This is a genomic window from Marivivens sp. JLT3646 (assembly GCF_001908835.1).
GTDB classification, from domain to species: domain Bacteria; phylum Pseudomonadota; class Alphaproteobacteria; order Rhodobacterales; family Rhodobacteraceae; genus Marivivens; species Marivivens geojensis.
Genome location: NZ_CP018572.1, coordinates 1,844,150 through 1,870,185, shown reverse-complemented (window position 1 = coordinate 1,870,185; position 26,036 = coordinate 1,844,150). Strand labels below are relative to the sequence as shown.

The following is a 26,036-nucleotide window of genomic DNA, read 5'->3' as shown; positions in this document are numbered from 1 at the left end:
ATGAGCCACATCTTTGGACGCTCGACCAAAGGCACTTTGCCATCTGCCGTTGCTGGAGACGGCTGCTATCTCATCGATGCATCGGGCAAACGCTATCTTGATGGGTCGGGTGGGGCGGCTGTGTCGTGCCTCGGACATTCGAACGCACGTGTTCGCGCCGCACTGCATAGCCAGCTTGATACGTTGGCATTCGCTCATACAGGCTTTTTCACCTCGGACCCAGCTGAACAGCTTGCGGATCGACTTGTCGCTGCCGCGCCCGAGGGGATCGATCGTGTGTATCTCGTTTCGGGTGGTTCCGAAGCGGTAGAGGCCGCGCTGAAACTTGCGCGACAGTATTTCATGGAGATTGGTCAACCTCAGCGGCACCGCATTATTGCGCGTCGTCAGAGCTATCACGGCAATACGCTAGGCGCACTCGCCGCAGGTGGAAACGAGTGGCGCCGAGCCCAGTTTGCGCCGCTTCTGGTCGAAACCTCGCATATCGCGCCCTGCTATGAATACCGTTGCCGCGCCGAGGATGAGACGGTCGAGGCCTATGGTCTGCGCGTTGCCAATGAGCTTGAGTCTGAAATCAACCGTCTTGGCGCCGAAACCGTGATGGCCTTTGTTGCCGAACCCGTGGTCGGTGCAACATCAGGTGCCGTGCCTGCCGTGCCTGGCTATTTCAAACGTGTCCGAGAGATTTGCGACCAATATGGCATTTTGCTGATCCTCGACGAAGTGATGTGCGGCATGGGGCGGACAGGTCACCTGTTCGCCTGCCTCGAGGACGGAATTTCCCCCGATATGATCACGATAGCAAAGGGTCTTGGTGCGGGTTATCAGCCAATTGGCGCGCTGCTGGTCCAAGGTCGTATTTATGATGCCATCTCTGCGGGATCAGGATTTTTCCAACACGGCCATACCTACATGGGTCATGCTATGGCGGCGGCTGCGGCCAACGCGGTGCTCAGCGAAATCGAGGAAGACGACCTACTGGCCCGTGTGTGCATGCAAGGTGCAAAACTGCAAGCGGCGCTGGAGGAAAGCCTCGGTCAACATGCCCATGTGGGCGACATTCGTGGGCGTGGTCTATTCCGCGGTGTGGAACTAGTAGCAAGCCGCGAAACCAAGGCATCGTTCGATCCAGCCAAAAAAATACATGCAAAGATCAAAGCCGCGGCATTTGAAGCGGGTTTGATTTGTTATCCGATGGGCGGCACGATCGATGGCATCAATGGGGACCACGTGTTGTTAGCTCCAGCCTTCATAATCGAGGACGCTCAGATCGACGAACTTGTCGAAAAACTATCGGGCGCAATCAAGGTCGCGGTTAAGTCATGACCTCTCTGCCAAAGATCATGGTCGCTCCAAATGGTGCGCGACTGACCAAAAAAGACCACTCAGGCGTGCCCGTGACCATCCCCGAGATCGTGCAATGTACTGTCGATTGCGCCGCCGCAGGGGCCGATGGGGTTCATGTGCATGTGCGCGACCGCTCGCAGCAGCACATCCTTGATGCTGGTCTTTATCGCGAACTGATGGCTGAATTAGACCGCGCTCTGCCCGGTTTTTATACTCAGATCACCACAGAAGCTGTCGGGCTCTATAGTCCTGCCCAGCAACGTAAACTTGTCAAAGATGTGCAGCCAAAGGCGGTTTCGGTTGCTCTGCGTGAGATGATGGCAGATTCTGAGACGGATGCGCAAAGGGCCTTTTATCACGACTGCCACGAGACAAAGATGGATGTGCAACACATCCTCTACGACTTGGACGATATCCATCGACTTGTCGCAATGCAGAACGACGGGATCGTTCCAGCAGGCCAATTGCAGGCCTTGATTGTGTTGGGGCGCTACACTCCCGGGCAAGTGTCTAACCCGAAAGCCCTAGACGTGCTGGGCGGAGCCTTAACAACGTTGATTAAAGACGTGGATTGGGCCGTCTGTGCATTTGGGCAGAGAGAGACAGAATGTCTCGTTGCGGCGCGCTCTTTGGGTGCAAAGGCGCGAGTTGGATTTGAAAATAACCGAATAAACAGTGACTTAACTTGCGCAGCAAACAATGAGGAGCGGGTCGTTGAATTGGTGAATAGCCTGCTCCTGCAGGAAACTGCCTGAGGCCGAGATTAGCAATGTTAAGGTATGCAACCTTCGCGGCCATCATCGCCGCCTTCATTCTCTTTGTCGCAATACCAAGCTTTGGTGTTTGGTCTTATGCCTTCGCGGCCTTTTCGGGTGGGTTGGTTCTTGTGGGGATCCGCGACCTGACGCAATCCAAACATGCTGTCCTGCGAAACTACCCAGTTCTCGGCCACATACGTTATTTCGTTGAAATGATACGACCGGAAATTCGGCAGTATCTTCTGGAGTCAGATGACGACGAGGTTCCGTTTTCTCGGGAGGATCGGGCCATCGTTTATCAACGTGCAAAGAACGTTGAGGACAAGCGTCCCTTCGGCACCAAAAAACGTGTTTATGATGGCGGTTATCAATGGATGACCCATTCCATTCAGCCTAAGAAAATCGCGAATTCTGATTTTCGAGTGCTGATCGGTGGCCCTGATTGCCGTCAACCTTATAGCGCTTCGATCTACAATATTTCGGCGATGAGCTTTGGCGCGTTGTCGGCAAATGCCATCCTTGCCCTGAATAAAGGCGCCAAAGCAGGTGGCTTTGCGCATGATACAGGCGAAGGTGGCATCAGCCGGTATCACCGCGAAGGCGGTGGCGACCTTATCTTTGAAGTTGGCACTGGTTACTTTGGGTGTCGGACGCTTGATGGTAAATTTGACCCCGAGAAATTCGCTGAAACTGCCAATGACCCTCAGGTCAAAATGGTTGAAATTAAGCTGAGCCAAGGGGCAAAGCCAGGGCAGGGCGGTATGCTGCCAGCCTCGAAGATCACGCCAGAAATCGCCGAAGCGCGCGGTATCCCGATGGGGCAGGACTGTATGTCGCCAGCTGGGCATTCGGCTTTTCAGACTCCTATTGAGATGATGGAGTTCATTGAGCAGTTGCGCGGTCTCTCAAACGGAAAACCAGTGGGCTTTAAGCTGTGTATCGGTCACCGTCGCGAATTCATGTGCATCGTGCGTGCGATGCTGGAAACAGGGATCACCCCAGATTTTATTGTCGTCGATGGCAAAGAAGGCGGCACGGGTGCGGCACCTCTGGAATTCGCAAACCACATGGGGATGCCCCTCGTCGAAGGTCTGACCTTTACCCACAACACCCTAAGGGGCGTTGGGCTGCGAGATCGCATCCGCATTGGTGCGTCGGGTAAGCTGATCCAGTCGTTCGATATTGCACGCACCCTCGCGCTGGGTGCGGACTGGTGCAATTCGGCTCGCGGGTTCATGTTTTCGATCGGCTGCATTCAAGCACAAGCCTGCCATACGAACCACTGTCCGACAGGTGTCGCCACACAAGACCCTCTGCGTCAACGTGCGCTCGTCGTTCCTGACAAAGCCGACCGCGTTGCTAACTTCCATCGCAACACAATGAAGGCCCTTGGTGACATCACGGGGGCAGCTGGTCTTGAGCACCCCGGCCAATTCATGCCCCACCATTTGTTGATGCGGGAAAAAGACCGGGACATGGTCACTGGCGAAGAAGTCTATCCTTACATGCCCGAGGGGTTCCTCCTGCGTGAGGATGATGATCGCTATGGCTATCTCAAGCGCTGGCAACGGTCTTCTTCGGCCAGTTTTGCGCCAAACGATGGGGGCGTCTGACGGCCCAAAAGTACGACAGCCACTGTCAGACTTGACGGCCTTGAGGTGTGTAGGGCGCGTGTTTAGCGTTTTGGTATGACCAAACGCTCTCCATTTCGGTACTTCAAAACGATCCCAGAAGTGATCCTCTTGGCGGTTATGCTCTATGTGCGGTTTCCTCTATCTCTTCGCAATGTGGAAAATCTCCTGCGTCAGCGGGGGTTCGACGTAAGCCATGAATTGACCGGTTATTCGTAGAACAGATTTGTTCCGCTGTTTGGGTTTGAATTCAAGTATCGAAGACAGGACCGATAAAAATCCAATCCGAAATGGCGATGGCACCTTGGTGAGAACTGAAGGTGCGTTCCTCGAATTAAATTTGACACGCAAAGTCTCTTAGAGGTTAGGTTTGTACCACGATGCAATTTATATGAGATGCTGAGATGGGCCGTAATTTACGTCAAATCGCTAATGCTCTGATATTCAGCATAATGGCGACGCAATCACATTCGACTGAACTTCGCGACGTGCAGGCCGCCCTTCAAGATCTCGGATACGCACCCGGTCCCGTCGATGGGCAGTATGGACGACGAACCCGCGATGCATTGGAGCAGTTTTTTGAACGGACTAACGTCGTTTTCGAAGGAACTTTGAACGATGATCTGGCCCAATTTGTGTTAGATTTTAGTGAATACGCTAATACGCCTCGCGAAATTTTGGCTGGGCTCGTCACGCAGACCACTAAGCCATCAGATTTAGACGATGAGATGCTGTGTTCGACTTTGCGAGTGCTTCCACTCAACGTCACATTTAGAGAAGCAGAAGTTCGAAATCTCGACTGCGATCTCTCGGTTAATCTCGATCTTAATCTACCGCGTCGATACAGCGGTTTGGATGAAATCGAAGCTTATGCTTCGTCCAATAACATCACGGTGCCAGACTTTGACTTAACCAACGTTGCACCAGTGTTTCCCGACTTAGAGGAGACGCGAACAGCATTTAACTCATATAACGTGGGTTTTGGCCGTGTTTTTCATGAAGCCGTTCGCACAAGACACGTAGATTTTTGCAGGTCTTGGCTCCCTACCGTCCGACACGTGATGCCGAACCCATCAAAAAATCTCGACGGGACGGGATCGTGGAAGGAGACAACACTCCGTGATGCACAGGTCATATGTCAGGATGGGTTGACCACTTTAGCCTTGGCCGCCCTGAGTGATGGCGCCCAGGGCGCGTGGGCACTTCGTGACTATCAGGCTATGGTCGATACGTGGATACGGAACGATGCACCAGTCAACCTAATGTATGATAACGAGGGCGTTTCGACGAACTTTCCATATATCTTGATGATTAATCAAATAACATCAGGCGTAGAGGTGTTACGTGCAGGTTTTGACTGGGGGCCAGAGCAAGATCTGGCCTATGCAGAATGGGCACGACGAAGAGTCGACGACATCCATCCTTATGAAATTAGGAACCCAGTTGGTTCCGAGTTTTGTCGTAGACCGATAAGTGGGGGCTCAATGTCAAATGAATGCATGAACGCTGCTGCAATTACGGCTCAAGTAACGATGAGGGTTGGTATTTTGACCCAATCGCCCGAGCTTATTCGTCGAGCCTATTTGACGTTTCATCGATATATGGCCGCGATCCGCCCAGACGGAAGCCCAGCATTTGATAGCTTACGTGGGTGCTATGCCGCGGACTATGTCGCATGGGCCGCCATGTTTTCAGATGCATTTTTGTTCCAATGGGATCGGATCGCAGAGATCGATTGGACTTTACGGGTGAATGAAGGCGGCAGCATCAAGGAAATGATGGAATACGCATTGAGCGTGGTAGAAACCCCATCTTTGGTTAACCAATACGCTGATAATGAGGATTTTAACTTTTTGCGCGAATGCTACGATGGATCAGGAAATATGGTCCAAAAAGACATTGAAAATCCGATTGAATTTTTCGCAACTTACTTGGGTGCACATGACCCTGATCGACTAAGAGCAGGAATTGGCAGCTACCGTAACAATTGGTCTTTCTCACGCGGCGGCGGCCCAAATTATGAAACAGCAGTGCTAAAGGCACTGTCAGACTAAACAGCCTTGAGCAGGGAAGGGAGCATGTTTAGCGTTTTGGTATGACCAAGCGCTCTCCATTTCGATACTTCAAGACGAGCCCAGAGGTGATCCGCTTAGCGGTCATGCTCTATGTGCGGTTCCCTCTGTCTCTTCGTAATGTGGAGGATCTCCTGCATGAGCGGGGGATCGATGTTAGCCATGAAACGATCCGTTATTGGTGGAATAGATTTGGTCCGCTGTTTGCTGCAGAAATCAGAAAGCGAAGAGCGGACAGATTGAAATCCAGCTCGAATTGGCAATGGCACCTGGACGAGGTCTTCGTGAAAGTGAATGGCGTCCGGCATTACATGTGGCGCGCCGTTGATCACGAAGGTGAGGTGCTTGAAAGCTATGTCACAAAGCGCCGAGACCGTAAGGCGGCACTGAAATTTCTTAGGAAATCTCTGCGTAGATACGGAAGCCCGCAGTCAATAGTCACCGACAATCTGAGGTCTTATGGCGCAGCTATGAGAGACCTAGGAAATACTGAGAAGCAGAAAACGGGCAGGTGGCTCAACAACCGCGTTGAGAATTCTCACCTTCCGTTTCGACGACGCGAACGTGCCATGCTGAGGTTTCGGCAAATGCGATGTTTGCAGAAATTCGCCGCCATTCACTCGTCCGTCCACAATCACTTTAATCAGGAACGACACCACTACAGCCGAGGCAACTTTAAGACCTTACGCGCCGCGGCTCTCGCCGAGTGGCGCCAACTTGGTGCGATCTGAAGACTTGGTTAAGTGGCAAACGGAGACGAGTTCGAATTAGTCTGACAGCACCCTGATGGGCGATTCTCAGCAGGTTACTAATCCTTTATGAGGTAAGAGATAACCGTGTCACTGGCCCATCGATTCAGTGAACCGTTTGATATGGGTGTTTGATGTTCGCATACTGGCAGCGAGAGAGTGCTTTTAGCCCGCAACGAAGAGAGCTCAAGTCATATAGGGCGGGATGAGATAAATAGTACGCTTTCGTGATTGATTTCGACAGATTTCCTGATCCAGTGAATGTCCGAAAACGGCTCTCTTAAATTGCTTCTGAAAGGTCGTTGTTAATCGTCATATTTACAGCGACATCCAGCCACAGTTGATCAATTTGGTCTATAACCTCGGGATCAAATTGATGTGCGACTTTCCAATATCGTCCATTTGGCACCATGTAGTTTGCGCGCTTTTCAGCGCGCAGTGCACGCTCAATAAGGCTGCTTTGAAAACTGATAGGTCGAACAGAGTTTAGGCTTGTATGAACTGCTCGTGGATAAATCAGGCGGCTTGTAGGAGAATCTGATAGGTTTACCAAGGCACAGTTCGACTGAGCTGCGAGTGCTAAAAGTCGCGCTGACTTTGCTTCAAGTGATCGCAGCGTGATGTCTTCGCGCAGTGGGTCAGCCGTTCCTTCGCCATAGAAATGAGTTGGCCCAGTTTGAGGATAAACCATGTCACAACCGATCATTGCTATGACGCGTGGTTTGAGCGCGGCAAGCGCCCAGTAAGCTGCAGTGAAGGCCATAGTGCCTCCTGCATAAACAAAGCCACCAAATTGGTTTTGTAGAGGTACATAATCATTTGCGCAGATCGTTTTTTGATCTGTTTTAAATAATCGTGGACGTCGGTTTATAGGGAAGTCCTCGGGGTGAATGAGATAGTCCCAATCGGGGCGTACTCGCCAGGCATTATTTATAGCGACGAGGGTTTGGGATGAACTGCGGCGCCAATCTCTTGACTGAAGTGCCCCAGGTCCTGAACCAATAATAATGACTACACCCACGGTTTGTACTCCAAGTTGCTACTTCCTCTTTGTGTCCGAGTTAGGGCAATCCGAGGGGGTAGCAATCGAAATGAGCAGCAATCTCTGGTTTTGGCTCAGTCGGCAATCACGACAGCCGTGGCAATTTTAAGACTTTGTGCATCGCTACTCTTGGCGATTGGCACCAAATGGGTGCGGTCTGAGGACTTGGTTAAAGCTAGGCGCGTTCGAATTAGTCTGACCGCACCGCCACAATCACTCCGAAATCACCTGTCACTCACCAATTATTTTTAATTGAGTTGTGCTAAGGACATTAGTGTCAGCTAGGGTGACTGACTTCTGCTCCATTTTGCGATACAAGATACTATAGTGTAGGTTTTTGTGATGAATTCAGAGATATTTGCGCGCATTCGCGGTCTATTTGATCGTCCTCAAATTCAAAATAATCTGCGCGGCCTCTGGGTAGAGGCGATGGTCTGTGAAATCCTCGGCGATGGATGGGAGCATACTGGTAAGGATTGGTCTGCCTGGGATGTTGAACGGTCTGATGGGCTTCGTGTTGAGATTAAACAGTCAGCACGGGAACAATCGTGGGGTATTGCAACATCGAGCCCTCGCTTCGATATATCGGCGGCAAAAGGTCATTACCCAGACGGTAAAACCTATGTCGAAAACGTAAGTGGTTTGCGCTTTGCGGATGTTTATATTTTCGCGTGGCATGAAGGCGCTGATCAGCGGGATGTATCCCAGTGGGCGTTTTATGTGGTCGAAGAGAAGAAACTGCCAGTAGGTCAGAAATCGCTTTCGCTACAGGCCATTAGAAAACTCGCAAGTCCTCAAACGGCAGAGACGCTAGGGGCCGCTATGGCGCGGATTCACAGATAGAAGTCCGCATGGTCGCAACGACACCGTTCTAAAATTCAATAGCTCCATTCCCACCAATTCACTGCTTTATAACACCGCCAAGGTCGCGTTGATGACTGAGCGGCTGGTTCGGCTGGTCAGCTATTTGGCAAATGGGTTCGGATGGAATGTATGTTCCGCGCGATGGCGTGGTGGCGCCAATCGCCGTCAATAGTTTCGCCAGCGTCAGGCTGCGACAAGATGCCAAGCGTCAATAGAAGTAATCCCTACCTTTGATACCTCTCAGGTTGTGGCGGCTGGGCTCCAGTGGGTTTACAATTAGGACGCAGGATTAACGCTGTTCACGCGTTCTGAGCGTCTCTGCAAGCCTTTTTTAGGAGAATGAGATGACACAATTTACCCTCGCTTTGATTGTATCTGGTGCGGCCCTGGTTTCTGCTCATGCGGCCCAGTCCAACCCCGCTGGCTCCTTTGCTGAGGCCGTCGAGTTGTGCCTTCGATTTGGCTCTGACCCCTGGTTTGCCCAAGATCGGTTCGAGGATGCAGGCTGGCATAGCTATAAAGACCCCGACTTTGGCTCAACGGCCTTCAAGAGCCCAGATGGCGCTGTTATCGCCCTGCCACCGACCGATGAAACCTATCCGATGTGGTGTAGCGTGAGGAGCGGGAGCGTTTCGTTTGTGAATGGGATGGCCGCCGCCGAAAACGCACTCTTCGCAACTGGTACGCCGATCCAGCGCGAATTTCGTGATGACTGTCCCATTTACTTTGGCAGCTATGGCCAAGAGCTACGGGTTTTCTCGGAAGGAAATGAAGACCTTTGCAGCGATCCCACAACTGCAGTTGTTCATGTGGTGACGATGACAAATCCGATTGCTGGACAGTGATTAGAGATGGCGCCGAGCGGATAGAGACATTTTTCTTTTGCCACGGGATGCCGGAGAGCGTGGCGGATGTCACGTTATTTCGGAAGGCAAATCCCAACGCAGATAGTGTTGCAACGAGTGTGCTGCGTCAGCAATGTTGCAGTGTGGCAATCGGAACCAACGGTTAACCAAGTTTTACCAAGTCGCTCACGATTGCGGCGGTTGTGGGTGCGAGAGTGACGCCGATGTGGCCATGTCCGAATGCCATGATGACGTTTTTGTTGTGTTTTGTGGCTCGGATCACGGGGACTGAATCGGGCATGGATGGGCGAAACCCGAACCAAGTTCGACTAGGTTCCCCCAAGGCTGGAAACATGTCCCGTGCCCCGCGCTCTAGCATTTTTAGTCGGTGTTCGGACTGCGGCAAAGAAAGTCCGCCCAATTCGACCGTGCCCGCGATGCGCAATCGCCCGACCATTGGCGAGGCGTAAAGGCCGCGTTTGGCAGAGCATACTGGCCGCGTCACCGGCGGCGTATCCATGTCGAACTCCAAATGATAACCGCGTTCGGTATCAAGGCGCACGGTCTCTCCGGCTGACCGTGCCAAAGGTTTCGAGAACGCTCCCGCTGCCACAATCACCTTATTGGCCTGAACAACGCGATCTGTGCAGTGAACGTTTATCCGTGTGCCGTCACTGTCATCGATCGAAACCGCTGACGTTGGATGGATCGTGATACCCCGTTCCACCAAATTTCTCGCGAAAATCTTCATAACTTCCCCGGGGTTGTCGATGCTCGTTGCATCGGGAAAGAAATGAGCGCCACCCTCAAAGGGCTGCAAATTGGGTTCGTGACGCAAGACCTCGTCGGCGGTTATGACGTCGACCGCGACGCCGTTCTGTCTCCGTAGCCTTTCGTCGTATTTCGCGGCGGCAAAGGCCTTGTTGGATTCATAGAGGTATAAGCATCCTCGCCGATGCAAATGATGTGATGCGCCAAGTTCGAGGCTAAGCTCACGCCACATGTCGCTCGCGTTTTTCAGGAGCGCGCCGATCCTCTGGGCATTGTTTTCCGCTTGCTTGGGAAGGCTTTGGTAGAAGAACTCCAGCAACCAAGGCATCAGACTTGGCAATGTTCTGTATGGCAAAGACAGCGGACTGTTACGGTCAAAGAGAAGACTGGGCAAATTGCGAAGAACGTTGGGCGTACCCACCGGAATCGTTGCATAATCTGCAATCGTTCCAGCATTCCCGTAGGACGCCCCCATACCCAATTCATTAGGTTCGATGAGCGCGACCTCTCTGCCTTCTTTGACAAGGCGAAAGGCAATGCTCATTCCAACGACACCACCGCCGATAACGATGATATCGTGGTGAACAGGTTTGGAGGTAACATCAGGCATAGGTGGTCACGTCGCGAAAGCTGACTTCAAGACCTTCATAGTGCGATATTAAATCGGCGTGTCAAATTCTCGATTTCGGAGTGACGTCTCGCCTAACACGATGCGCAGCCGCGTTCGCGCGTAGGGGCGACTGGGGTGTAGCCTTCACGCAGAATGCGGTTCATGCCGCCTTGGACATCGATCACGGGGCCGTTGACCAACTGGGCGATCTGGCGCGTGGCTTGCGATGTGCGATTGCCCGATCGGCAAACGAGGGCCAGCTTTTGACCTTCGCGAAGGTGTGGTTGAACGGCCTGAAGGAATGATTGCGGGTCGGTGTAGGTGACGAGCAAAGCGCCCTCAATCACACCTGTTTGCTTCCATTCGTCGGGGCGCCGTATATCGACCAGCAACGTGTCTTCTGATGTCGAAAGCGCCTGACCACTTAGTGCCTCTAGAGTGAGATTCTCAGCGTGAGCCTCAGGTTGATACAGCCCGAATCCGATTGCGGCGGCTGAAATGACTGCGGCGCCTAGGAAAACTCTGCGATTCATCGTTCATCCTCATGAATTTTTAGCACATATAATATAATGAAAGTGTGATGTGTAGGGGTCATCTGGCTGCGTTTGGTCGCCGGGTGAGGCAAAAATGACCAACTAAACCCATCAAAAGCATATCCTGATGGGGTATTCTGTCGATTTCATTTGAAATCTTCCGCGCTCTCTGCAAGCTGCGACAAAGTTCTCTTTGCAAACATAGCAGGAAAAAGATGGAAGTTTCGGTTCGCGACAATAATGTCGAGCAAGCGTTGCGTGTGTTGAAGAAAAAACTCCAGCGTGAAGGGGTTTATCGCGAAATGCGTCTGAAAGAGTATTTCGAGAAACCTTCCATCCGCAAAGCGCGCGAGCAGAAGGAAGCAATCAGCCGTCAGCGTAAACTGGCTCGTAAACGGGCTCAGATGCTCGGCTAAGCTAGGCTCGTTCGCGCCGATTTGGCTGCGAACGTCTGACGCTGCTGCACTCGTCGAAAGACGTTGATGTAGAAGATCATAAAAGCTGCTCGACTAGCACCTGTCATCCTGAACACTGATGTGTTGTTTTTGGATGCGATCGGGGCGCCAAGTCGGCAGCTTTTTCTCTTTCGCTCTCAAGCTTTCAGCACGGGCTGCTTTGCGCTGTTGAACACAGGCGGCGTGCCCGTGCGGTCGAACAATCGCTTGCTCACAACGATTGCGTATCAATTAAACGGCACGCCGACCTATGCCCTCGAAGGATCGATTTTTATCGCGGGCGCGGTGGTGCAGTGGTTGAGGGATGGTCTGCAGATCATCGACAACGCGTCAGAAACGCAATCCCTCGCCCAGAGTGCGGACGCTGGACAAGATGTCATCCTCGTGCCCGCGTTCACAGGGCTGGGTGCACCCTACTGGAACCCCGACTGCAGGGGCGCGATCTTTGGCCTGACACGCAACTCCGGTCCAGCGGAACTATCCAAGGCGGCACTTGAAAGTGTGGGGTTCCAAACGCGCGACCTCTTGGAAGCGATGAAAGCGGATTGGAGCACGGATGAGGCTACGGCCACCCTGCGGGTCGATGGCGGGATGACGGCCTCTGACTGGACGATGCAATTCCTCGCCGACATCATCGGTGCCCCCGTCGATCGGCCCGAGCTCCTTGAAACCACCGCTCTCGGGGCGGCATGGTTGGCAGGGCAATTCGTCGGCTTCTATCCTGAACAGGACACCTTCGCGCGCCGATGGAAGGTCGATGCACGTTTCGAACCCACGATGGGGGCTGTTTAGGCGACCGGAATGCCCGCGAGATGTGCAACCAGTTCCAACCCATTGCGGGCACCGAATTTGTCCATGAGCTTGGCACGGTAAACTTCGACAGTGCGGGGGCTGATCTCGAGACGGCGCGCGATTTCCTTGGACGTCAGTCCCTCGGCCAGCATCTGCGCCACTTGTCGTTCGCGGAGCGTTAGTTCGGTCACAGGGCGATTTTCCGAAATGTCGGCAAAGCTCCACACTGTTTGCGCAAAGGGCTGGTCAAGGTCGAGTGACTGCCCCCGAACACGACACCAAAACAGGCTGCCATCCTTGCGACGCATGATGCGTTCGTCGGCATAACGCCCCAGCCCGCGCATCTTTTCGGCGCCGATCTGGCCAATGCGCTGATATTCCTCTGACGAGGGATACAGTTTTGACAGGGAATGCCCCTGAAGTTCGGAGGCTGCAAACCCGAACATTTCGCAAAAGCGGGCGTTGCAACGCTGGATCACTCGATCCTCGGCGTAGATCAAACCGACTGGTGCGCTTTCAAAAGCTAGTGCGGCAAACCTGTCCATCTCTTGTCACCCGTTACGTAGTTTCACGGATCGTGCTGCCCGACCCGCTGGAGTATTCCGATGGAAAGGGAATGGAGACAAGTGTGGACGCAAGAATAGTTGGCTGGGGGCACACCAAATTTGGTGTGCATCGTGACATGAGCTTTGAGGCGTTGATCGAGCAGGCGGCATCTGAGGCCATCAAAAACGCAGGTCTCTCGCCGAACGATATCGACGCTATATGGCTCGGTCATTTTAACAATGGCATGGTGCCTGACGCGTTTGCCGCTTCGCTTGTGTTGGGGATAGATGACGGTTTGCGCTTTAAACCGGCGACCCGTGTGGAAAACGCCTGCGCGTCAGGATCTGCGGCTGTCTATGCCGCGCGCAATGCGATCCGCGCTGGCGACGCGCGCTGTGTGTTGGTGATCGGGGTCGAAAAGATGACCGAGCTCGACACTAAGGGCGTGACGGCGGCTCTCGCTGGTGCATCCTATTCTGCTGAAGAAGCTGGTGTCAGTTTCCCGCAAATCTTTGGCCGTATCGCCACGGGATATTATGATGCCTTTGGCGATCAGTCTGAAACGCTTGCACGGATCGCGGTGAAAAACCATCAAAACGCACTGAATAACCCTTTGGCCCATTTGCAGCGCGAAGTGACGTTTGATTTCTGCAATGAGGTCAGTGTCAAGAACCCGATGATCGCGGCCCCGCTAAAGCTCACCGATTGTTCGCTCATCAGCGATGGCGCAGCGGCGCTGGTGATGGTGGCCGACGACATGACGGCGGACTTTAACCACGTGGCGGGATTTCGGGCTGCCGTGCAGATGAACGATTTTCTGCCAATGTCGCGGCGCGATATGACCGAATTGACCGCCGCGCGTCGCGCCTTTGAAACCGCATATGAAATGGCGGGGATTACCGTTGATGATCTCGATCTGGCTGAAGTGCATGATTGCTTCACTATCGCGGAGCTGATGATCTACGAGGCGATGGGGCTTGTCGAAAAAGGCAAAGGGGGCAGCCTCGTGACTGAGGGCGCGACCCTGCGCGGTGGCCGTCTTCCGATCAACCTATCTGGTGGGCTAAAGGCCAAAGGGCATCCCGTCGGTGCAACGGGTGTATCGATGCATGTCCTTGCTGCGCAACAGGTCACTGGGCAGGCGGGCGGCGTTCAGTTGGACGGTGCCGAGCTGGCCTGTGTGTTCAACATGGGCGGCTCGGGCGTTGCGAACTATTGTTCAATCCTCGAGGCCGTTCGATGAACCCTGCTGAATGGTTGAAACGAACGGCAACGCGGTCCCCTGATCGTCCTGCACTCTATTCTGGCGAAGCACTCCTATCGACTTATGCGGGCTTTGACCGCGCAGCGGCGTCGATTGGGGCTACGTTGACGGCATGCGGCATTGGGGCAGGGCATCGTGTGGCGGTGTTCATGTATAACCGCCCCGATTTTCTCGACGTGCTCTATGGCATTTGGTACGCGGGTGCGGCGGCGGTGCCGATCAATGCTAAACTGCATCCCAAAGAGGCGGCTTGGATCATCGATGATGCGGGTGCTGATTTGGTATTCAGTGATGACGCTCTGGTGAAAGGTCTGTCGGAATTGCTGAATGGTCGAGAGATTATTTCAGTGAACGGAGCCGCGTTTGCGGAAATGAAACAGGCCGATCCGATGCCTGCGCCAGTTGGCCTAAACGAGAGCGATCTTTTGTGGTTGTTCTACACCTCAGGCACCACAGGAAAACCCAAAGGCGTGGCACTCACCTGCGGCAACATTGCTGCGATGACCTTTACCTATTTCACCGACGTGGATGACGTTTTCGCTGAGGACGCGATCCTTTATGCCGCGCCGATGTCGCATGGTGCAGGGCTCTATAACTTTATGCATGTGATGCGCGGTATGCGGCATCTGGTTCCCGAAAGTGGCGGTTTTGATGCTGCGGAAATCCTGACACTGGGCAAACGAATGGGCCCAATTTCCATGTTCGCAGCGCCGACGATGGTGCGGCGGCTGGTCGACAAGGCGAAAGCCTGTTCTGAAACGGGCGAAGGTCTTCGGACCATCGTTTACGCTGGCGGTCCGATGTATGAGGCCGACATATTGGACGCGACCGAGGTGATGGGCGCGCGCTTTGTCCAAATCTACGGCCAAGGCGAATGTCCTATGGGCATTACCGCCTTACCTCGTGGTGACGTGATCGACCGCGCTCATCCACGCTGGCGGGAACGTTTGAATTCTGTCGGCACCGCACAGAGCGCGGTTCGCGTGCGTATCGTTGATCAGGATGGAGTGGAGTTGCCACGAGGTGAGATAGGCGAAATCGTCGTCAAAGGCGCGACCGTGATGTCTGGCTATTGGCAGAACCCTGAGGCGACCCAAAAGGCGATCCGCAATGGGTGGCTCTGGACGGGTGATATGGGGCGCATGGATGACGACGGCTATGTCACCTTGCAGGACCGGTCCAAGGACATGATCATTTCTGGCGGTTCGAACATCTACCCCCGCGAGGTTGAAGAGGTTCTACTGAGCCACCCGAATGTTCACGAGGTTGCGGTCATAGGCACGCCACATCCCGAATGGGGCGAAGAGGTGATAGCGTTCGTCGTCTCGCTGCCTGACGGTGACGTTTCGCCCGCTGAATTGGATGCGCTTTGCCTCGACCGGATCGCTCGATTCAAACGGCCCAAAGCCTATCGGTTTATCGATGCACTCCCCAAAAATAACTATGGTAAAGTCCTTAAAACTGAATTGAGAGACCGTATGAAAAAGGAACCCACGACATGACATTCCTGACAGGTAAAACGGCTCTGGTTACAGGATCTGTCCAAGGCATTGGTTTGGCCATTGCAAAAGAACTCGCAGGTGCAGGGGCACGCATTGCGGTTCACGGACTTGCCGATGCCGCCCAAGCGCAAGCTGCAGTGAACACATTGCTGGCCGCTGGTGCACCTGAAGCGCGGTTCTTTGAGGCGGACATGCGAGACGTTGAGGCCATTGAACGAATGATGGCGGAAGTCGATGAATGGGGTGGAGTCGATGTTTTGGTGAATAATGCGGGCATCCAGAAAACCGCCATGCTCGCCGATATTGATAGCAATACGTGGGATGCGATCATCGGCATTAACCTTTCTGGTCCGTTCCACACGATGCGCCTCGCTATGCCGAAAATGGCTGAGAAGGGCTATGGTCGCGTGATCAACATCGCAAGCGTCCACGGCACCGTCGCCTCGGTGGCCAAGGTTCCTTATTGCGCGTCGAAATTCGGATTGGTGGGCATGTCAAAGGTCGCTGCTTTGGAATACGCGGCCGCGGGGACCAAACGTGATGGCGGCATCACTGTGAACTGTATCGGGCCTGGTTGGACCGAGACGGCGATAATTGAACCGCAGATCATCGAACGGGCAGCCAAATATAATGGCGACCGCGAGAAAGGCATTGCCGAACTTCTCGCCGAAAAACAACCAAGCCGACGGACATCTGACCCGTCCGAAATCGGGGCTCTTGCCCTCTGGCTGTGCAACCCGATTGCGCACAATGTCACAGGCGCGGTGATCCCAGTTGATGGTGGTTGGACGGCGCAATAACGGGCATGGCCCTAATTCTCATTCGTGATACGAGCCGCCTCGAAAGGGGCAACCTGCTAGTTGACATGGAAACCTCTTAATTACGGTGCGTCAATTTTGACATTTCAGCCCTCGATCTAATTTTGTGTGAGATTTATCTCATGAGTTGTTAAACCTTAAGTGGTGATTTTTTACCTCGTTTTCATTTTTGCAACGGATCGCTACCGCTTATTTTGGCGGATGCAGTTGTTACATTTGTATTGATTTATTGGGTTCCCTGCTGCGGCGGGTCTCTTGCTGTGCTTTTTAAAGGCTCATGCAATGCGTTGTTCTGCGATTTACAGAACGACCTACATACTTTCGCTTTTCGCTCTTATCGGTTGTGGCGGCAGTGGTGAGGATGAAACTGACTATTCTTACGGTGGCTCTAGCTCTGCACTGAGCGAGCAGTATTCTAAATCGACATGGGGGCCCGGTGGCGAACTCGGAACTGGGTGGGTTCGTGGGGTCGTGACCGAGTTCTCGATGGCCGCTGTCCGTGCTGTCCGCAACACCTCGAATTTTACGAACAACTTGAATTGGCGCGGTGGCCGTCCGCTTGAGGCCGCGCGTGTCGATTATGCACGATCTGTCGGTCTTACGGGGGCGGGTCAGACGATTGCCATCATGGATAATGCGGTCCGTTTGAGCCATGAAACGTTCGACGGCGTGAAAGTGACGCACTCCTCCGTTTCAAATTTGCATGCGCGCGATGATCACCACGGCGGTGGCAAGTATCGCTGTTGGCAGAGGAGGTACCGGCATTGATGCTGTCGAAGGTGTCGCCTCTGGTGCCGATCTGTTTCTCGGGACGTGGGACTATCAGACGGGTTCGACGTGGGATGAGCGTGCGATAATGGTGACTGAGGCCAATGCGGCTGGTGCCATTGCGATGAATAATTCGTGGCAATTGTCCCGTGATTTTAATCAATCGACCTTCGAGTATTACTTTGGTCAGTACTCCGGGGCCTCCTCATACATTGATGCGATGCGCGACTATGCGCAGAACGGCGTCGTGGTGTTTGCTCTGTCGAACTACCATGACGAACTGGACGCCTATAACGTTGGGGTTTTGCCGCTTCTCTATCCCGACCTCGAAGGATCGTGGATCACCGTCGTGAATGGTGCGGCAACGTTTGATGAATACGGGATCACCGCGGTAGAGCGTATCTCGTCCGCCTGTATGCAGACCGCGGCGTTTTGTATGACTGCGGATGGATCGATCTATATCGCGACGGATTACACCGATACCGGCTATACCTCAGGCACGGGCACCAGTTACGCAACGCCGCAAATCTCTGGTGCTGTGGCTCTACTGGCTGAGGCCTTCCATGACCTTTCGGCCTCCCAATTGCGCGACCGCCTTTTGGCCTCTGCAGATAACGTCATGGATGACGGATTTCACCGGGTCGATCGATTTCGGGTCGGGCGTATCACACGCTTATAACGACGAATTCGGGCATGGTTTCCTAGACCTGCGGGCGGCGCTTTTGCCGATTGGGACGGCCAGTGTTCTTGTCGCGGAAGGGCAGAGCATCAATCTGTCCGCGGGGCAGGTGGCGGCTGTGTCTGGTTCCTTGTCAGGAAATGCTCTTGCCGATGCACTGTCGAGCGAGACCGTTTACGCCTTGGGTGGCTTGGATGGCACGTTTGATATTGCAGCGTCCGAGCTTGTTGCAAGGACCATGGGCGCGCTCAGCTCCATCGACAGTGCGTCGTTGACCTTCGCCATAGGGCACAGCCTCAATGCGGGTCATATTGAAGGGGCACATGGAAATATGGTTTGGGTAGCATTCAATTTTAGGCTCTGACCCGAAAATAGAGTTCTAAAAAATTTGATCAGAAGGTCGAAATAATTTTATCCGAGATCGTTAATTAAGCGGCAGATCGGGTAAAATTTTCGTGAATAATTGCAATGGTAAATTCCAAATAGCATGTTCGGTGGTGTGAAATTCGATAATTAATATTGGAAAATATCTCTCAATAATTGGGTGACTTGGTGCAACTTCGTGCTTTAGATGAATTTGGATAAGTTTTTGAATTGTTACCTTAAAGGTTGTTTTGTGTTGATCTGTTTTGTTCGCCTTTGAGGCGTATTGGGTCGGTGGGGGATTTGTGTCCGTGATTTTTGTGAAAATGGCTGTGATGCTAAGTTTATTGCCATAAAAGTGAAGTTCGCATCAGTCCTGCAGACTATGAAAAGCTGTCTTAGTAGGTTCGTCGTCCTCCGATCTTCTCGCTGTTTTGCGACTATTACTCAGCTTTAGGGTGATATTTGTGAGTCGTCAGTTTTCGCTCGATGAATACCTTATGGTTGTTTTTCGTTCGGAAGGATTGTATCCTAAAGTATATTTATTTAATTCTTTTGATTAAATTTATTGTAACATATTTTACACCTATATATTCGTTATTGTGTGCAGGTCATCGAATGCGACAGTGTTTTGCAGGTCTGGTCTATTGCTTTGGTGGTTTTAAAAGCCCATTTTTGGACCACAGATTATGTAGAGATCGAAGATGCAAAACTTCAAAGACTTCTTGAAAGACGAAGACGGCGCAACCGCAATTGAATACGGCCTAATTGCTGGTCTTATTGCAGTTGTCATTATTGCCGCTCTTACGGCGCTTGGGGGCAACCTTAAGGATAGCTTTAACGCAATTGCTACCGCTGTAGCTCCTGCGCAGTAATTCCTACTTCTGGCAGTTGACGGCCAAACCCCAAAGCTAGAGCTTAGGATTACGAAAATGGCTTTTGGTCGCGCGGTATTTGGTAAAACGGAAAATCGAAAATCACCCGATGTTCAGGTTGTTTCCAGTAGCGCGACCAAAGTCGATCAAACTGACAAGTCGGATGATCTGTTCTATGAGCTGAAAGAAGAACTACGTCGTTCTTTGATTGAGATTGTAGACGCACAGCACCTTCAGGAAATTGACGTCCAGCAGGCACGCCAAGAGATTGCGCGTCTTGCTCGGGAAATTCTGGCGCGTCGAAGCGAGCCGGTCCCTGGGGCGTTGGTTAATCGCATTGTGGACTCTCTTGTCGACGATGTGGTCGGGTTTGGCCCGTTAGAACCTTTGCTGGCCCGCGATGATATTACCGACATCATGGTGAACGGCCCTCGGAACGTTTTCATCGAAGTCGGTGGTAAGGTGGTCAGAAGCGAAATCCGATTTAAGGATAACGAGCATCTCCTCAATGTTTGCCAGCGCATTGTTTCGATGGTTGGCCGCCGTGTAGATGAGAGTTCGCCTATTTGTGACGCGCGTTTGCTGGATGGTTCTCGTGTGAACGTCATTGCACCGCCTTTAGCGTTGGATGGCGCAGTACTAACAATTCGTAAGTTCAAAAAAGACAAGCTGACGCTCGCCGATCTGGTCAAATTCAATTCGATTACGCCGTCGGGCGCGGAACTGCTTCGGATTATCAGTAAATCTCGCTGCAACCTTATCGTTTCGGGCGGCACGGGCTCTGGTAAGACGACGCTTTTGAACTGCCTTACAGGCTTTATCGAACACTCCGAACGTATCGTGACATGCGAAGATGCGGCGGAACTTCAGCTTCAACAGCAGCACGTTGTGCGGCTAGAGACGCGCCCTGCCAACCTTGAAGGTGAGGGTGAAATCGTTATGCGGGACTTGGTAAAGAACTGTCTTCGTATGCGTCCTGACCGTATTGTCGTGGGCGAGGTTCGTGGCGGTGAAGCGTTTGACTTGCTTCAGGCCATGAATACGGGCCACGATGGGTCCATGGGTACCGTGCACGCAAACTCTCCTCGCGAAGCACTCCGCCGCATTGAAACTATGGTTGTCGGCGCTGGCTTTAACTTGCCTGCCGCAAATATTCGGGAAATGATTGCTGGCTCGATTGATGTGGTCGTGCAGACAGCGCGTTTGCGCGATGGTCGTCGCGTTATTTCTGCGATCACCGAGGTTGTCGGTATGGAAGAAGACACCATTGTTACTCAGGATCTACTTCGGTTCGAGATCGACGGCGAAGATCAAAATGGAAGCATCATTGGTCGTCACGCGGGTACTGGTATCGGTGTGCCAAAGTTCTCTAGCCGAGCCAGCTATTTCAACGAAACTGATGCCCTCGCGACTGCGCTCGCTGATATAAACAGTGTAGCAGCCGACCAAAGCAAATCGAGTTAATCGACATGCCGGTCCTAATCTCACTCTTCGCAACTCTGACCAGCGGGTTGCTCCTATGGGCCATTTTGTATGGCAAGGTGCAACGTGATGCCCGTCGGCGTCGTCGCCTGTTTGAGGTCACGCAGCTACATGGATTGTCCAAACATTCCAAAGATGTCTCTCAACAAAACGTCCAGTCGGTAGAGCAAGCGCTCCGTGAACTTGAGGCCATGCGCCGTGCAAAGGGGCGTTTGACCCTGCGTATGCGGCTGCGGTTTGCGGGTCATTCGGGCGACTTGCGTAGTCACTACATTCGGTGGGGGGTGACTGCGCTGATCACCTCAATCTTGATCGGGTTTCTTTCGGTCGGGATCATCGTTCAGTTCCTGACGTTCATCTTGATGATTTCGGTCGTTCCGCGGGTGTTCCTGAATTATCAAACCAACCGCCGTATGAAACAAATCCACCGAGACTTACCAAACGCGCTTGATATCGTTGTGCGCGGTCTACGGTCGGGTTTGTCGTTGAATGATTGTCTCAAACTCGCGGCATCTGAACTCAAAGACCCGTTGCGGGGTGAATTTGCACGCCTTCTCAACGACTTGAGTATTGGCCTGTCGATGGAAGAGGCCGTTCACCGTTTTGCGAACCGCATCCCGAGCCAAGAGGTCAACTTCCTCGCTATCGTTGTCTCCCTGCAGGCACGGACGGGTGGTAACTTGACCGAAGGTTTGGGTAACCTTGCAAAAATCCTTCGTGATCGGGAACTACTGCACGGTAAAATTCGGGCGATGAGCTCTGAAGGTCGGACCTCTGCCTGGATTATTGGGATCATTCCGCCCGCTGTTGGTGGCATGAATATTCTTCTCGCACCGTCTACGATTGCCCCGCTCATCGAGACACCGTTGGGCAACATTATCGTCCTGAGCAGTGTGATCTGGATGGCGATTGGCGTCTTCGTGATGACCGCAATGATCAATATCGAGGTGTAACGTGGAAAACCTTCTCACGCCTGCCACACTTCAATTGGTCCTCCCAGTCCTCGTCGCCGTCATGGTCGCGTCGATCATGGTGCTTATCTTGAACGAACTGAAAAGCTCGTCACGGCTGTCTCAACGTGCAGAGATGATCGCTGGTGACAAATCGGCGTCCCGTGAAAAGAGCGATGGCGCCGACCTGAGTTTGATTAAGGCGTCGATCGCAAACCTATTTGAAGGTTTTGCCGAGAAACTACGCCCGCTTAACCCCGTCAATCAGAAGTTTTCGAAACGTCTTCTGATGGCTGGGATAAGAAATAAACATGCGCGTCTCTATTATCTTTTGTTCAAGGTTGTTGGCTCGATTGCGTCAGTGACCACATTTTACTTTCTCTTCTCGTCGGCTGGGACTTACATCAACTCTCCGCTGATGGCGTGGGGAATGACCATCGGTATCACGCTTTTCGCGTTCTTCCTGCCTGATCTGTACGTGAAAAACCTCATCGAAAAGCGGCGGACCGAGGTTCAGCGCTACTGGCAGGACGTGCTCGATCTCATGATCATCTGTGTCGAGAGTGGCCTCTCGGTCGAGGCGGCTTTGCGTCGCGTGACGTCTGAAATCGCATTGAGCGCCCCCGTTTTGGCCTCAGAGTTGGCGATCACAATCGCAGAGATGTCGATCCTGCCTGATCGCCGAAGCGCCTATGCGAACCTCTCTGAACGGATTGATCTGCCGAGCGTGAAATCCGCAACCATCGCGCTGATCCAAGCCGAGCGTCAGGGCTCGTCAATTGCACAGTCCTTACGGACTATTTCGCATGCTAATCGCGAAATTCGCGTGACCAATGTGGAACGCAAAGCTGCGGCGTTGGGGCCAAAACTCACGATCCCGCTCGTTGTGTTTTTCTTACCCGTTCTGTTTGTTGTTATCCTCGGTCCGATCTTCCTCAATGCTATCAAACTCTAACATAGTTCGTTTCTTCAGGAACGAAGAGGGCGCGACGGCCACCTATGTGGCCTTGATGGCGCCTGTGTTGATCGGTTTTGTGGCATTGGGCACAGAGGTCACAGGCTGGCGCATGGCGCAGAGCAAGCTGCAACACGTTGCTGATGTGACGGCCTTTTCAGGGGCGGTGTCACTTGGGGCGTACGGTACCGCTACGGCCGTAAACTCCACAATCGCCGATGTTGGGGTAAGTTCTGGTGCCACGATTGGAGAACTAGCGGGCAGCGGAATTTTGCTAACTGGCACTAACATTCCTGCGGCCTGCAGTACCGTTGACCCGAATTGTGTCAAAGTCACCGTCACCCGAACTCTTGATCGTTTTTACAGCCGCTATTTCATCGATAGCCCGACGATCGACATTTCGGCTTCGGCCATTGCCGTGACCATGCCGGGTGACACACTATCGAACTGTGTCTATGCAACCACCCTCATTGACCTCAGCGGCAGCTCCACCTTGGATATTCCTGGGTGTTATGGCTACGCCAAGAACACGTCGTTGACGGGCCATGCTGAAGTGACGAACGGGTGTTTGCTGGACTCCAATGCTTCGGAATATGGGGAATGCACGTCGGTCAAAGCGGAGCAAAATACGGACGAAATTTTGGCACTGAAAAACAGTTGGGTGCCAGATGTGACTGAATATGCGGACCGTCCAGAGTGCCCGTCATCCGGCGAAATTTCTCCTTCTACGACTATCCTCAAAGATGGCTACACCATTCCCTACTGTGTCTTGCCCGAAGGGGGAATTACCGGCGATATCCAGCTCGCGCCGGGGCTCTACATTGTGCCTGCGCTTCCCAAATCCAATGGGTATGGCGTCTACCGAATTAACGGCAACGTGAATATGACCGTGGCGACGTCGCCGATTGGCTACGAGGGCGTCACGTTCTTGCTCGAGCCAAATGCGGATGTTGAACTGAGCGGGACTATTGTCTTCGGGACGTCAGATGTTCCTGTCAGTGCTCCCACCGATCCGACGAACCCGCTCTATGGTCGGTTCATTATCGGGGCTCCAACCAGCCACCTCGATATGAAGGGGACCGCGGACGTTTATGGTGAGGGTATCATCTACATGGCGGGGGCGAGCACGATCACTTTGACAGGAAACTCAGTTGCGGGTGAACAGTCGAAATGCCTCGCGATTGCGACTGATACACTCGAACTCGACGGGAATGGTCTCGTGTCGATTGATGGTGCCTGTGCAATTGAAAAATTCGGAACATCCTACATTTCGACAACAGTCGTTCCGGGTGGTGCGCGTCTTGTGCAGTGATCACTGCGTCGGCAAAGCGACGGTCGCGTAGAGCGTTTCGTGCAGGTTGACGGTGGAGACATCTAAGACCGGGAGCAAGAGTTCAAAATCGTAGTCTGCATCGATCTTGATTGTCGTGCCCGTATCTACGGTCGTGACTATCACAGAGCCAGCCACCGTGAGATTTGATTGCAGTTGCGCTGATAAGTCCGAAATCTCGGTCGCATCCAAAGCAGCTGCTTTGAGAATAACATGACGATAGGCCAAGTCGGCTGCATAGCTGACTTCTTGGTTTGCGAGCATCAACCGTCCGAATTCCACGATGCCGAATGTGAGTGTGATCAACGGCAGCGCGACGAGCGCGAACTCAACGGCGGTCGCGCCGTCCTCAGAGCGTGCAAACTTTGATTTTCTAAGCCACGACATCATCTGAGTTGAACCTTGAGGTTATCTGAAATCTCACCGCCGACCCCAAAGTTTTCTGCATAAGCAATAAGCGGCGAGTGGTTCATTGTGATGGAGAGGCTAACCGTCACAACGCTTTTATCGATCGCACCTGAAGCCGTGCAGGGCGCAACAACTGAGCCTAGATCGTTTAGACAGGTCATGCTGACCGTCGGAGTGCCGCTTAGTCGTTTAATGGCGATCACGGACGACATGGCGGTTTCAGGGTCAAGTCCAGCCATCGCAGCACTCGCGCCTTCACGGGTGATCTGCTGCAGCATGGTTTTTTGGAATTGAAGCCAGCCAATATCGACCATGCCAACCACCATCAAAATCAGCGGTGGTGCTACAAGTGCGAATTCCAAAGCAGCTGCACCGCTGCAATCTGCCCAGAATTTGCGGAGGCGTCCTATTTTCTGCGCCATAGCTTTAGACTTCTGGCCGCGTTTTTTCCGGTCTGTTGGAAATGTGTGCCTGTCAACTGTGCCACGAGATCGGAAAACGATTGTTCCAAATCGCCCGTTTTGGGGAGCTCCATTACGACTTTTCCTTGTTCCGTCGCATCTGCATAAAGCGCGTCGTTCTCGCTAAACTCATGCACAGGCAGCCCGCCTGAGATTCGCAGGAAGTCATCGGACTTTAGATCTGTTTTCGCACGGCGTCGTAATCGGTTCAGGACGATTTGTGGCTTTGTCAGCGTTTTGCGCAGGCTTTCGTTCATGCGCATCATGACGCTCGCTGCTTGGAACGAAGAGAGGTTAGGTTTAGCAACGATAAGCGCCATTTCCGACGTTGCGAACATATCGGCATGTAGCTCGGACCAACCTGGGGGCAGGTCAATGATAATGTAATCCCAAAGTGTCCGCGCTAGCTCCAATAGGTGCCCAACACGCTCAGGGTCGGGCAGAGCGAAGTCTTGCAAGCTTGGGACTGAGGCCAAAATCGACACGCCATTCCTTCGGTCAATCGCAGTCTGCTCAACGTCGGCAATGTTGAAATCCTTCTGGGACAACAGCAATTCACGAAGGCCCCGCATCGGCTTTAGATCAAAATTCAGAGCCGTTGTGCCCATGGCCATATCGAGATCGATCACGCAAATTTTTACGTCTGGCGACTTGGCCAAGGCGACGGCAAAGTTCTGTGCAATCGTTGATGACCCTGTGCCGCCACCAGCTGAAAAGACCGAACAGACAGTGCCACCACGGCCCACACGGCGCGATGCAAAAACCCGTGCGAGAGTGTCGATCAGGATGACGTCGTCGAGCGGTTTGAAAAGGTAATCTGCCACGCCGAGCGCTGACAATTTACGATAGAGCACAACGTCATTCGTTGAACCGATTACGATCACACTGGTGCTGATCGCGCAGACTTCAGCGAGTTGTTCGAGTTCTTCAATATCGCCATCATGTTCGACGATGATGACGTCAGGTGTCCGCCCAACTGGAAAGGCAAGGATAGCAGCTTCAAGTCCCCCCATCGCGACCGAAACATGCGCACGAGACATAATCGGGCTTGAGGATACTTGGGTGAGGGAGTTGGCACAGTCTTCGGAGACGCAGAAGCACGCGACAGTGCTGCGAGGGATAAAAACCGAAGAATAGTTATGTGTGTTCGCCATTATCGTGCTCCC

General features: G+C 52.9%; 27 protein-coding genes and 1 pseudogene. 21 read left to right on the top strand and 7 right to left on the bottom strand.

From position 1 onward, the window contains the following. From BSK21_RS09335 to BSK21_RS09310, 6 genes are all read left to right on the top strand, one after another. Entirely contained in the window at positions 1–1,326 is a 1,326-nt protein-coding gene (locus BSK21_RS09335) for an aspartate aminotransferase family protein (RefSeq protein ID WP_067548439.1), read from the top strand. Then, positions 1,323–2,102 (top strand): 3-keto-5-aminohexanoate cleavage protein, encoded by a 780-nt coding sequence (locus tag BSK21_RS09330; RefSeq protein ID WP_067548436.1) that lies wholly within the window; start codon positions 1,323–1,325, stop codon positions 2,100–2,102. Before BSK21_RS09335 ends, BSK21_RS09330 begins: the two co-directional genes overlap by 4 nt. Positions 2,103–2,116: 14 nt before the next feature. Continuing rightward, a complete protein-coding gene (locus BSK21_RS09325; protein WP_067548433.1) occupies positions 2,117–3,718 on the top strand; it encodes an FMN-binding glutamate synthase family protein in 1,602 nt (533 codons plus the stop codon). A 75-nt stretch (positions 3,719–3,793) separates the two neighbouring features. After that, positions 3,794–3,955: an IS6 family transposase gene (locus BSK21_RS15910; protein ID WP_067548430.1), complete on the top strand. Its 162-nt coding sequence runs from the start codon at positions 3,794–3,796 to the stop codon at positions 3,953–3,955. 233 nt (positions 3,956–4,188) lie between these two features. Next, positions 4,189–5,790 carry a peptidoglycan-binding protein gene (locus BSK21_RS09315; protein WP_198039369.1) on the top strand — a complete coding sequence of 534 codons (1,602 nt, stop codon included), beginning with the start codon at positions 4,189–4,191 and terminating at the stop codon, positions 5,788–5,790. A 41-nt stretch (positions 5,791–5,831) separates the two neighbouring features. After that, positions 5,832–6,539: an IS6 family transposase gene (locus BSK21_RS09310; RefSeq protein ID WP_074039008.1), complete on the top strand. Its 708-nt coding sequence runs from the start codon at positions 5,832–5,834 to the stop codon at positions 6,537–6,539. A gap of 298 nt (positions 6,540–6,837) precedes the next feature. Here the strand turns inward: BSK21_RS09310 and BSK21_RS09305 are convergent, their stop codons facing one another. Continuing rightward, positions 6,838–7,578, bottom strand: coding sequence for a hypothetical protein (locus BSK21_RS09305; protein ID WP_067546497.1), 741 nt, complete (start codon positions 7,576–7,578; stop codon positions 6,838–6,840). 363 nt (positions 7,579–7,941) lie between these two features. On the opposite strand from BSK21_RS09305, the gene BSK21_RS09300 reads away from it, so the two are divergent. Beyond that, positions 7,942–8,442 (top strand): hypothetical protein, encoded by a 501-nt coding sequence (locus tag BSK21_RS09300; RefSeq protein WP_074039007.1) that lies wholly within the window; start codon positions 7,942–7,944, stop codon positions 8,440–8,442. 365 nt (positions 8,443–8,807) lie between these two features. After that, the gene (locus tag BSK21_RS09295) at positions 8,808–9,308 is read left to right on the top strand and encodes a hypothetical protein (RefSeq protein WP_067546491.1); all 501 of its coding nucleotides are present in this window, start codon (positions 8,808–8,810) and stop codon (positions 9,306–9,308) included. A 163-nt stretch (positions 9,309–9,471) separates the two neighbouring features. Here BSK21_RS09295 and BSK21_RS09290 read toward each other — a convergent pair whose 3' ends face one another. Both BSK21_RS09290 and BSK21_RS09285 read right to left on the bottom strand, forming a co-directional pair. Further along, a complete protein-coding gene (locus BSK21_RS09290; RefSeq protein WP_067546488.1) occupies positions 9,472–10,689 on the bottom strand; it encodes an FAD-binding oxidoreductase in 1,218 nt (405 codons plus the stop codon). A gap of 92 nt (positions 10,690–10,781) precedes the next feature. Beyond that, a complete protein-coding gene (locus tag BSK21_RS09285; RefSeq protein WP_067546485.1) occupies positions 10,782–11,222 on the bottom strand; it encodes a rhodanese-like domain-containing protein in 441 nt (146 codons plus the stop codon). Positions 11,223–11,437: 215 nt separating this feature from the next. Between BSK21_RS09285 and rpsU the strand changes: the two genes are divergently transcribed. Next, complete coding sequence (rpsU, locus tag BSK21_RS09280; RefSeq protein WP_067546482.1) at positions 11,438–11,638, top strand: 30S ribosomal protein S21; 201 nt, start codon at positions 11,438–11,440, stop codon at positions 11,636–11,638. Positions 11,639–11,827: 189 nt separating this feature from the next. Next, positions 11,828–12,469 (top strand): annotated as a pseudogene (locus BSK21_RS09275) (FGGY family carbohydrate kinase); the annotation flags it as partial. Here BSK21_RS09275 and BSK21_RS09270 read toward each other — a convergent pair. After that, a complete protein-coding gene (locus BSK21_RS09270) occupies positions 12,466–13,014 on the bottom strand; it encodes a LuxR C-terminal-related transcriptional regulator (RefSeq protein ID WP_067546480.1) in 549 nt (182 codons plus the stop codon). The pseudogene BSK21_RS09275 and the gene BSK21_RS09270 sit on opposite strands and share 4 nt — an antisense overlap. Positions 13,015–13,097: 83 nt before the next feature. On the opposite strand from BSK21_RS09270, the gene BSK21_RS09265 reads away from it, so the two are divergent. The 11 genes from BSK21_RS09265 (at position 13,098) to BSK21_RS09215 (ending at position 23,983) form a co-directional block, all read left to right on the top strand. Then, entirely contained in the window at positions 13,098–14,258 is a 1,161-nt protein-coding gene (locus tag BSK21_RS09265; RefSeq protein ID WP_231924688.1) for an acetyl-CoA acetyltransferase, read from the top strand. Further along, positions 14,255–15,781 (top strand): AMP-binding protein, encoded by a 1,527-nt coding sequence (locus tag BSK21_RS09260; protein WP_067546474.1) that lies wholly within the window; start codon positions 14,255–14,257, stop codon positions 15,779–15,781. The genes BSK21_RS09265 and BSK21_RS09260 overlap by 4 nt, the downstream gene beginning before the upstream one ends. Beyond that, a complete protein-coding gene (locus BSK21_RS09255) occupies positions 15,778–16,581 on the top strand; it encodes a 3-hydroxybutyrate dehydrogenase (RefSeq protein ID WP_067546471.1) in 804 nt (267 codons plus the stop codon). Before BSK21_RS09260 ends, BSK21_RS09255 begins: the two co-directional genes overlap by 4 nt. Positions 16,582–16,881: 300 nt before the next feature. Then, the gene (locus BSK21_RS09250; RefSeq protein ID WP_074039006.1) at positions 16,882–17,367 is read left to right on the top strand and encodes a hypothetical protein; all 486 of its coding nucleotides are present in this window, start codon (positions 16,882–16,884) and stop codon (positions 17,365–17,367) included. After that, positions 17,303–18,046, top strand: a complete 744-nt coding sequence (locus BSK21_RS09245; RefSeq protein WP_067546468.1) for a S8 family serine peptidase — start codon at positions 17,303–17,305, stop codon at positions 18,044–18,046. Before BSK21_RS09250 ends, BSK21_RS09245 begins: the two co-directional genes overlap by 65 nt. Then, complete coding sequence (locus BSK21_RS09240) at positions 17,991–18,410, top strand: hypothetical protein (RefSeq protein WP_067546465.1); 420 nt, start codon at positions 17,991–17,993, stop codon at positions 18,408–18,410. Before BSK21_RS09245 ends, BSK21_RS09240 begins: the two co-directional genes overlap by 56 nt. A 703-nt stretch (positions 18,411–19,113) precedes the next feature. Beyond that, positions 19,114–19,284, top strand: coding sequence for a Flp family type IVb pilin (locus tag BSK21_RS09235; protein WP_074039005.1), 171 nt, complete (start codon positions 19,114–19,116; stop codon positions 19,282–19,284). A gap of 57 nt (positions 19,285–19,341) precedes the next feature. Then, positions 19,342–20,748, top strand: coding sequence for a CpaF family protein (locus BSK21_RS09230; protein WP_067546462.1), 1,407 nt, complete (start codon positions 19,342–19,344; stop codon positions 20,746–20,748). Between the two features lie 5 nt (positions 20,749–20,753). Next, positions 20,754–21,719 (top strand): type II secretion system F family protein, encoded by a 966-nt coding sequence (locus BSK21_RS09225; protein ID WP_067546459.1) that lies wholly within the window; start codon positions 20,754–20,756, stop codon positions 21,717–21,719. A 1-nt stretch (position 21,720) separates the two neighbouring features. Next, on the top strand, positions 21,721–22,671 hold the full coding sequence (locus tag BSK21_RS09220; RefSeq protein WP_067546456.1) for a type II secretion system F family protein: 951 nt from the start codon (positions 21,721–21,723) through the stop codon (positions 22,669–22,671). A gap of 55 nt (positions 22,672–22,726) precedes the next feature. Beyond that, the gene (locus BSK21_RS09215) at positions 22,727–23,983 is read left to right on the top strand and encodes a pilus assembly protein TadG-related protein (RefSeq protein WP_067546453.1); all 1,257 of its coding nucleotides are present in this window, start codon (positions 22,727–22,729) and stop codon (positions 23,981–23,983) included. Here BSK21_RS09215 and BSK21_RS09210 read toward each other — a convergent pair whose 3' ends face one another. Genes BSK21_RS09210 through BSK21_RS09200 form a run of 3 tightly spaced genes read right to left on the bottom strand, consistent with a single transcriptional unit; the run spans position 23,984 to position 26,024 of the window. Then, complete coding sequence (locus BSK21_RS09210) at positions 23,984–24,391, bottom strand: TadE/TadG family type IV pilus assembly protein (protein ID WP_067546450.1); 408 nt, start codon at positions 24,389–24,391, stop codon at positions 23,984–23,986. Further along, positions 24,388–24,831, bottom strand: coding sequence for a TadE/TadG family type IV pilus assembly protein (locus tag BSK21_RS09205; RefSeq protein WP_067546447.1), 444 nt, complete (start codon positions 24,829–24,831; stop codon positions 24,388–24,390). The genes BSK21_RS09210 and BSK21_RS09205 overlap by 4 nt, the downstream gene beginning before the upstream one ends. Next, positions 24,816–26,024 carry an AAA family ATPase gene (locus BSK21_RS09200; RefSeq protein ID WP_067546444.1) on the bottom strand — a complete coding sequence of 403 codons (1,209 nt, stop codon included), beginning with the start codon at positions 26,022–26,024 and terminating at the stop codon, positions 24,816–24,818. Before BSK21_RS09200 ends, BSK21_RS09205 begins: the two co-directional genes overlap by 16 nt. Between the last annotated feature and the right edge of the window lie 12 nt (positions 26,025–26,036).

Bases quoted from the DNA above. Each gene is read 5' to 3' on its own strand.
- BSK21_RS09285 (WP_067546485.1), bottom strand. From the start codon at position 11,222: ATGAATCGCAGAGTTTTCCTAGGCGCCGCAGTCATTTCAGCCGCCGCA.
- BSK21_RS15910 (WP_067548430.1), top strand. From the start codon at position 3,794: ATGACCAAACGCTCTCCATTTCGGTACTTCAAAACGATCCCAGAAGTG.
- BSK21_RS09225 (WP_067546459.1), top strand. From the start codon at position 20,754: ATGCCGGTCCTAATCTCACTCTTCGCAACTCTGACCAGCGGGTTGCTC.
- BSK21_RS09240 (WP_067546465.1), top strand. From the start codon at position 17,991: ATGACGGATTTCACCGGGTCGATCGATTTCGGGTCGGGCGTATCACAC.
- BSK21_RS09210 (WP_067546450.1), bottom strand. From the start codon at position 24,391: ATGATGTCGTGGCTTAGAAAATCAAAGTTTGCACGCTCTGAGGACGGC.
- BSK21_RS09270 (WP_067546480.1), bottom strand. From the start codon at position 13,014: ATGGACAGGTTTGCCGCACTAGCTTTTGAAAGCGCACCAGTCGGTTTG.
- BSK21_RS09230 (WP_067546462.1), top strand. From the start codon at position 19,342: ATGGCTTTTGGTCGCGCGGTATTTGGTAAAACGGAAAATCGAAAATCA.
- BSK21_RS09330 (WP_067548436.1), top strand. From the start codon at position 1,323: ATGACCTCTCTGCCAAAGATCATGGTCGCTCCAAATGGTGCGCGACTG.
- rpsU (WP_067546482.1), top strand. From the start codon at position 11,438: ATGGAAGTTTCGGTTCGCGACAATAATGTCGAGCAAGCGTTGCGTGTG.
- BSK21_RS09205 (WP_067546447.1), bottom strand. From the start codon at position 24,831: ATGGCGCAGAAAATAGGACGCCTCCGCAAATTCTGGGCAGATTGCAGC.
- BSK21_RS09235 (WP_074039005.1), top strand. From the start codon at position 19,114: ATGCAAAACTTCAAAGACTTCTTGAAAGACGAAGACGGCGCAACCGCA.
- BSK21_RS09260 (WP_067546474.1), top strand. From the start codon at position 14,255: ATGAACCCTGCTGAATGGTTGAAACGAACGGCAACGCGGTCCCCTGAT.
- BSK21_RS09215 (WP_067546453.1), top strand. From the start codon at position 22,727: ATGGCGCCTGTGTTGATCGGTTTTGTGGCATTGGGCACAGAGGTCACA.
- BSK21_RS09325 (WP_067548433.1), top strand. From the start codon at position 2,117: ATGTTAAGGTATGCAACCTTCGCGGCCATCATCGCCGCCTTCATTCTC.
- BSK21_RS09295 (WP_067546491.1), top strand. From the start codon at position 8,808: ATGACACAATTTACCCTCGCTTTGATTGTATCTGGTGCGGCCCTGGTT.
- BSK21_RS09200 (WP_067546444.1), bottom strand. From the start codon at position 26,024: ATGGCGAACACACATAACTATTCTTCGGTTTTTATCCCTCGCAGCACT.
- BSK21_RS09300 (WP_074039007.1), top strand. From the start codon at position 7,942: ATGAATTCAGAGATATTTGCGCGCATTCGCGGTCTATTTGATCGTCCT.
- BSK21_RS09255 (WP_067546471.1), top strand. From the start codon at position 15,778: ATGACATTCCTGACAGGTAAAACGGCTCTGGTTACAGGATCTGTCCAA.
- BSK21_RS09245 (WP_067546468.1), top strand. From the start codon at position 17,303: ATGCGCGCGATGATCACCACGGCGGTGGCAAGTATCGCTGTTGGCAGA.
- BSK21_RS09310 (WP_074039008.1), top strand. From the start codon at position 5,832: ATGACCAAGCGCTCTCCATTTCGATACTTCAAGACGAGCCCAGAGGTG.
- BSK21_RS09290 (WP_067546488.1), bottom strand. From the start codon at position 10,689: ATGCCTGATGTTACCTCCAAACCTGTTCACCACGATATCATCGTTATC.
- BSK21_RS09335 (WP_067548439.1), top strand. From the start codon at position 1: ATGAGCCACATCTTTGGACGCTCGACCAAAGGCACTTTGCCATCTGCC.
- BSK21_RS09315 (WP_198039369.1), top strand. From the start codon at position 4,189: ATGGCGACGCAATCACATTCGACTGAACTTCGCGACGTGCAGGCCGCC.
- BSK21_RS09250 (WP_074039006.1), top strand. From the start codon at position 16,882: ATGCGTTGTTCTGCGATTTACAGAACGACCTACATACTTTCGCTTTTC.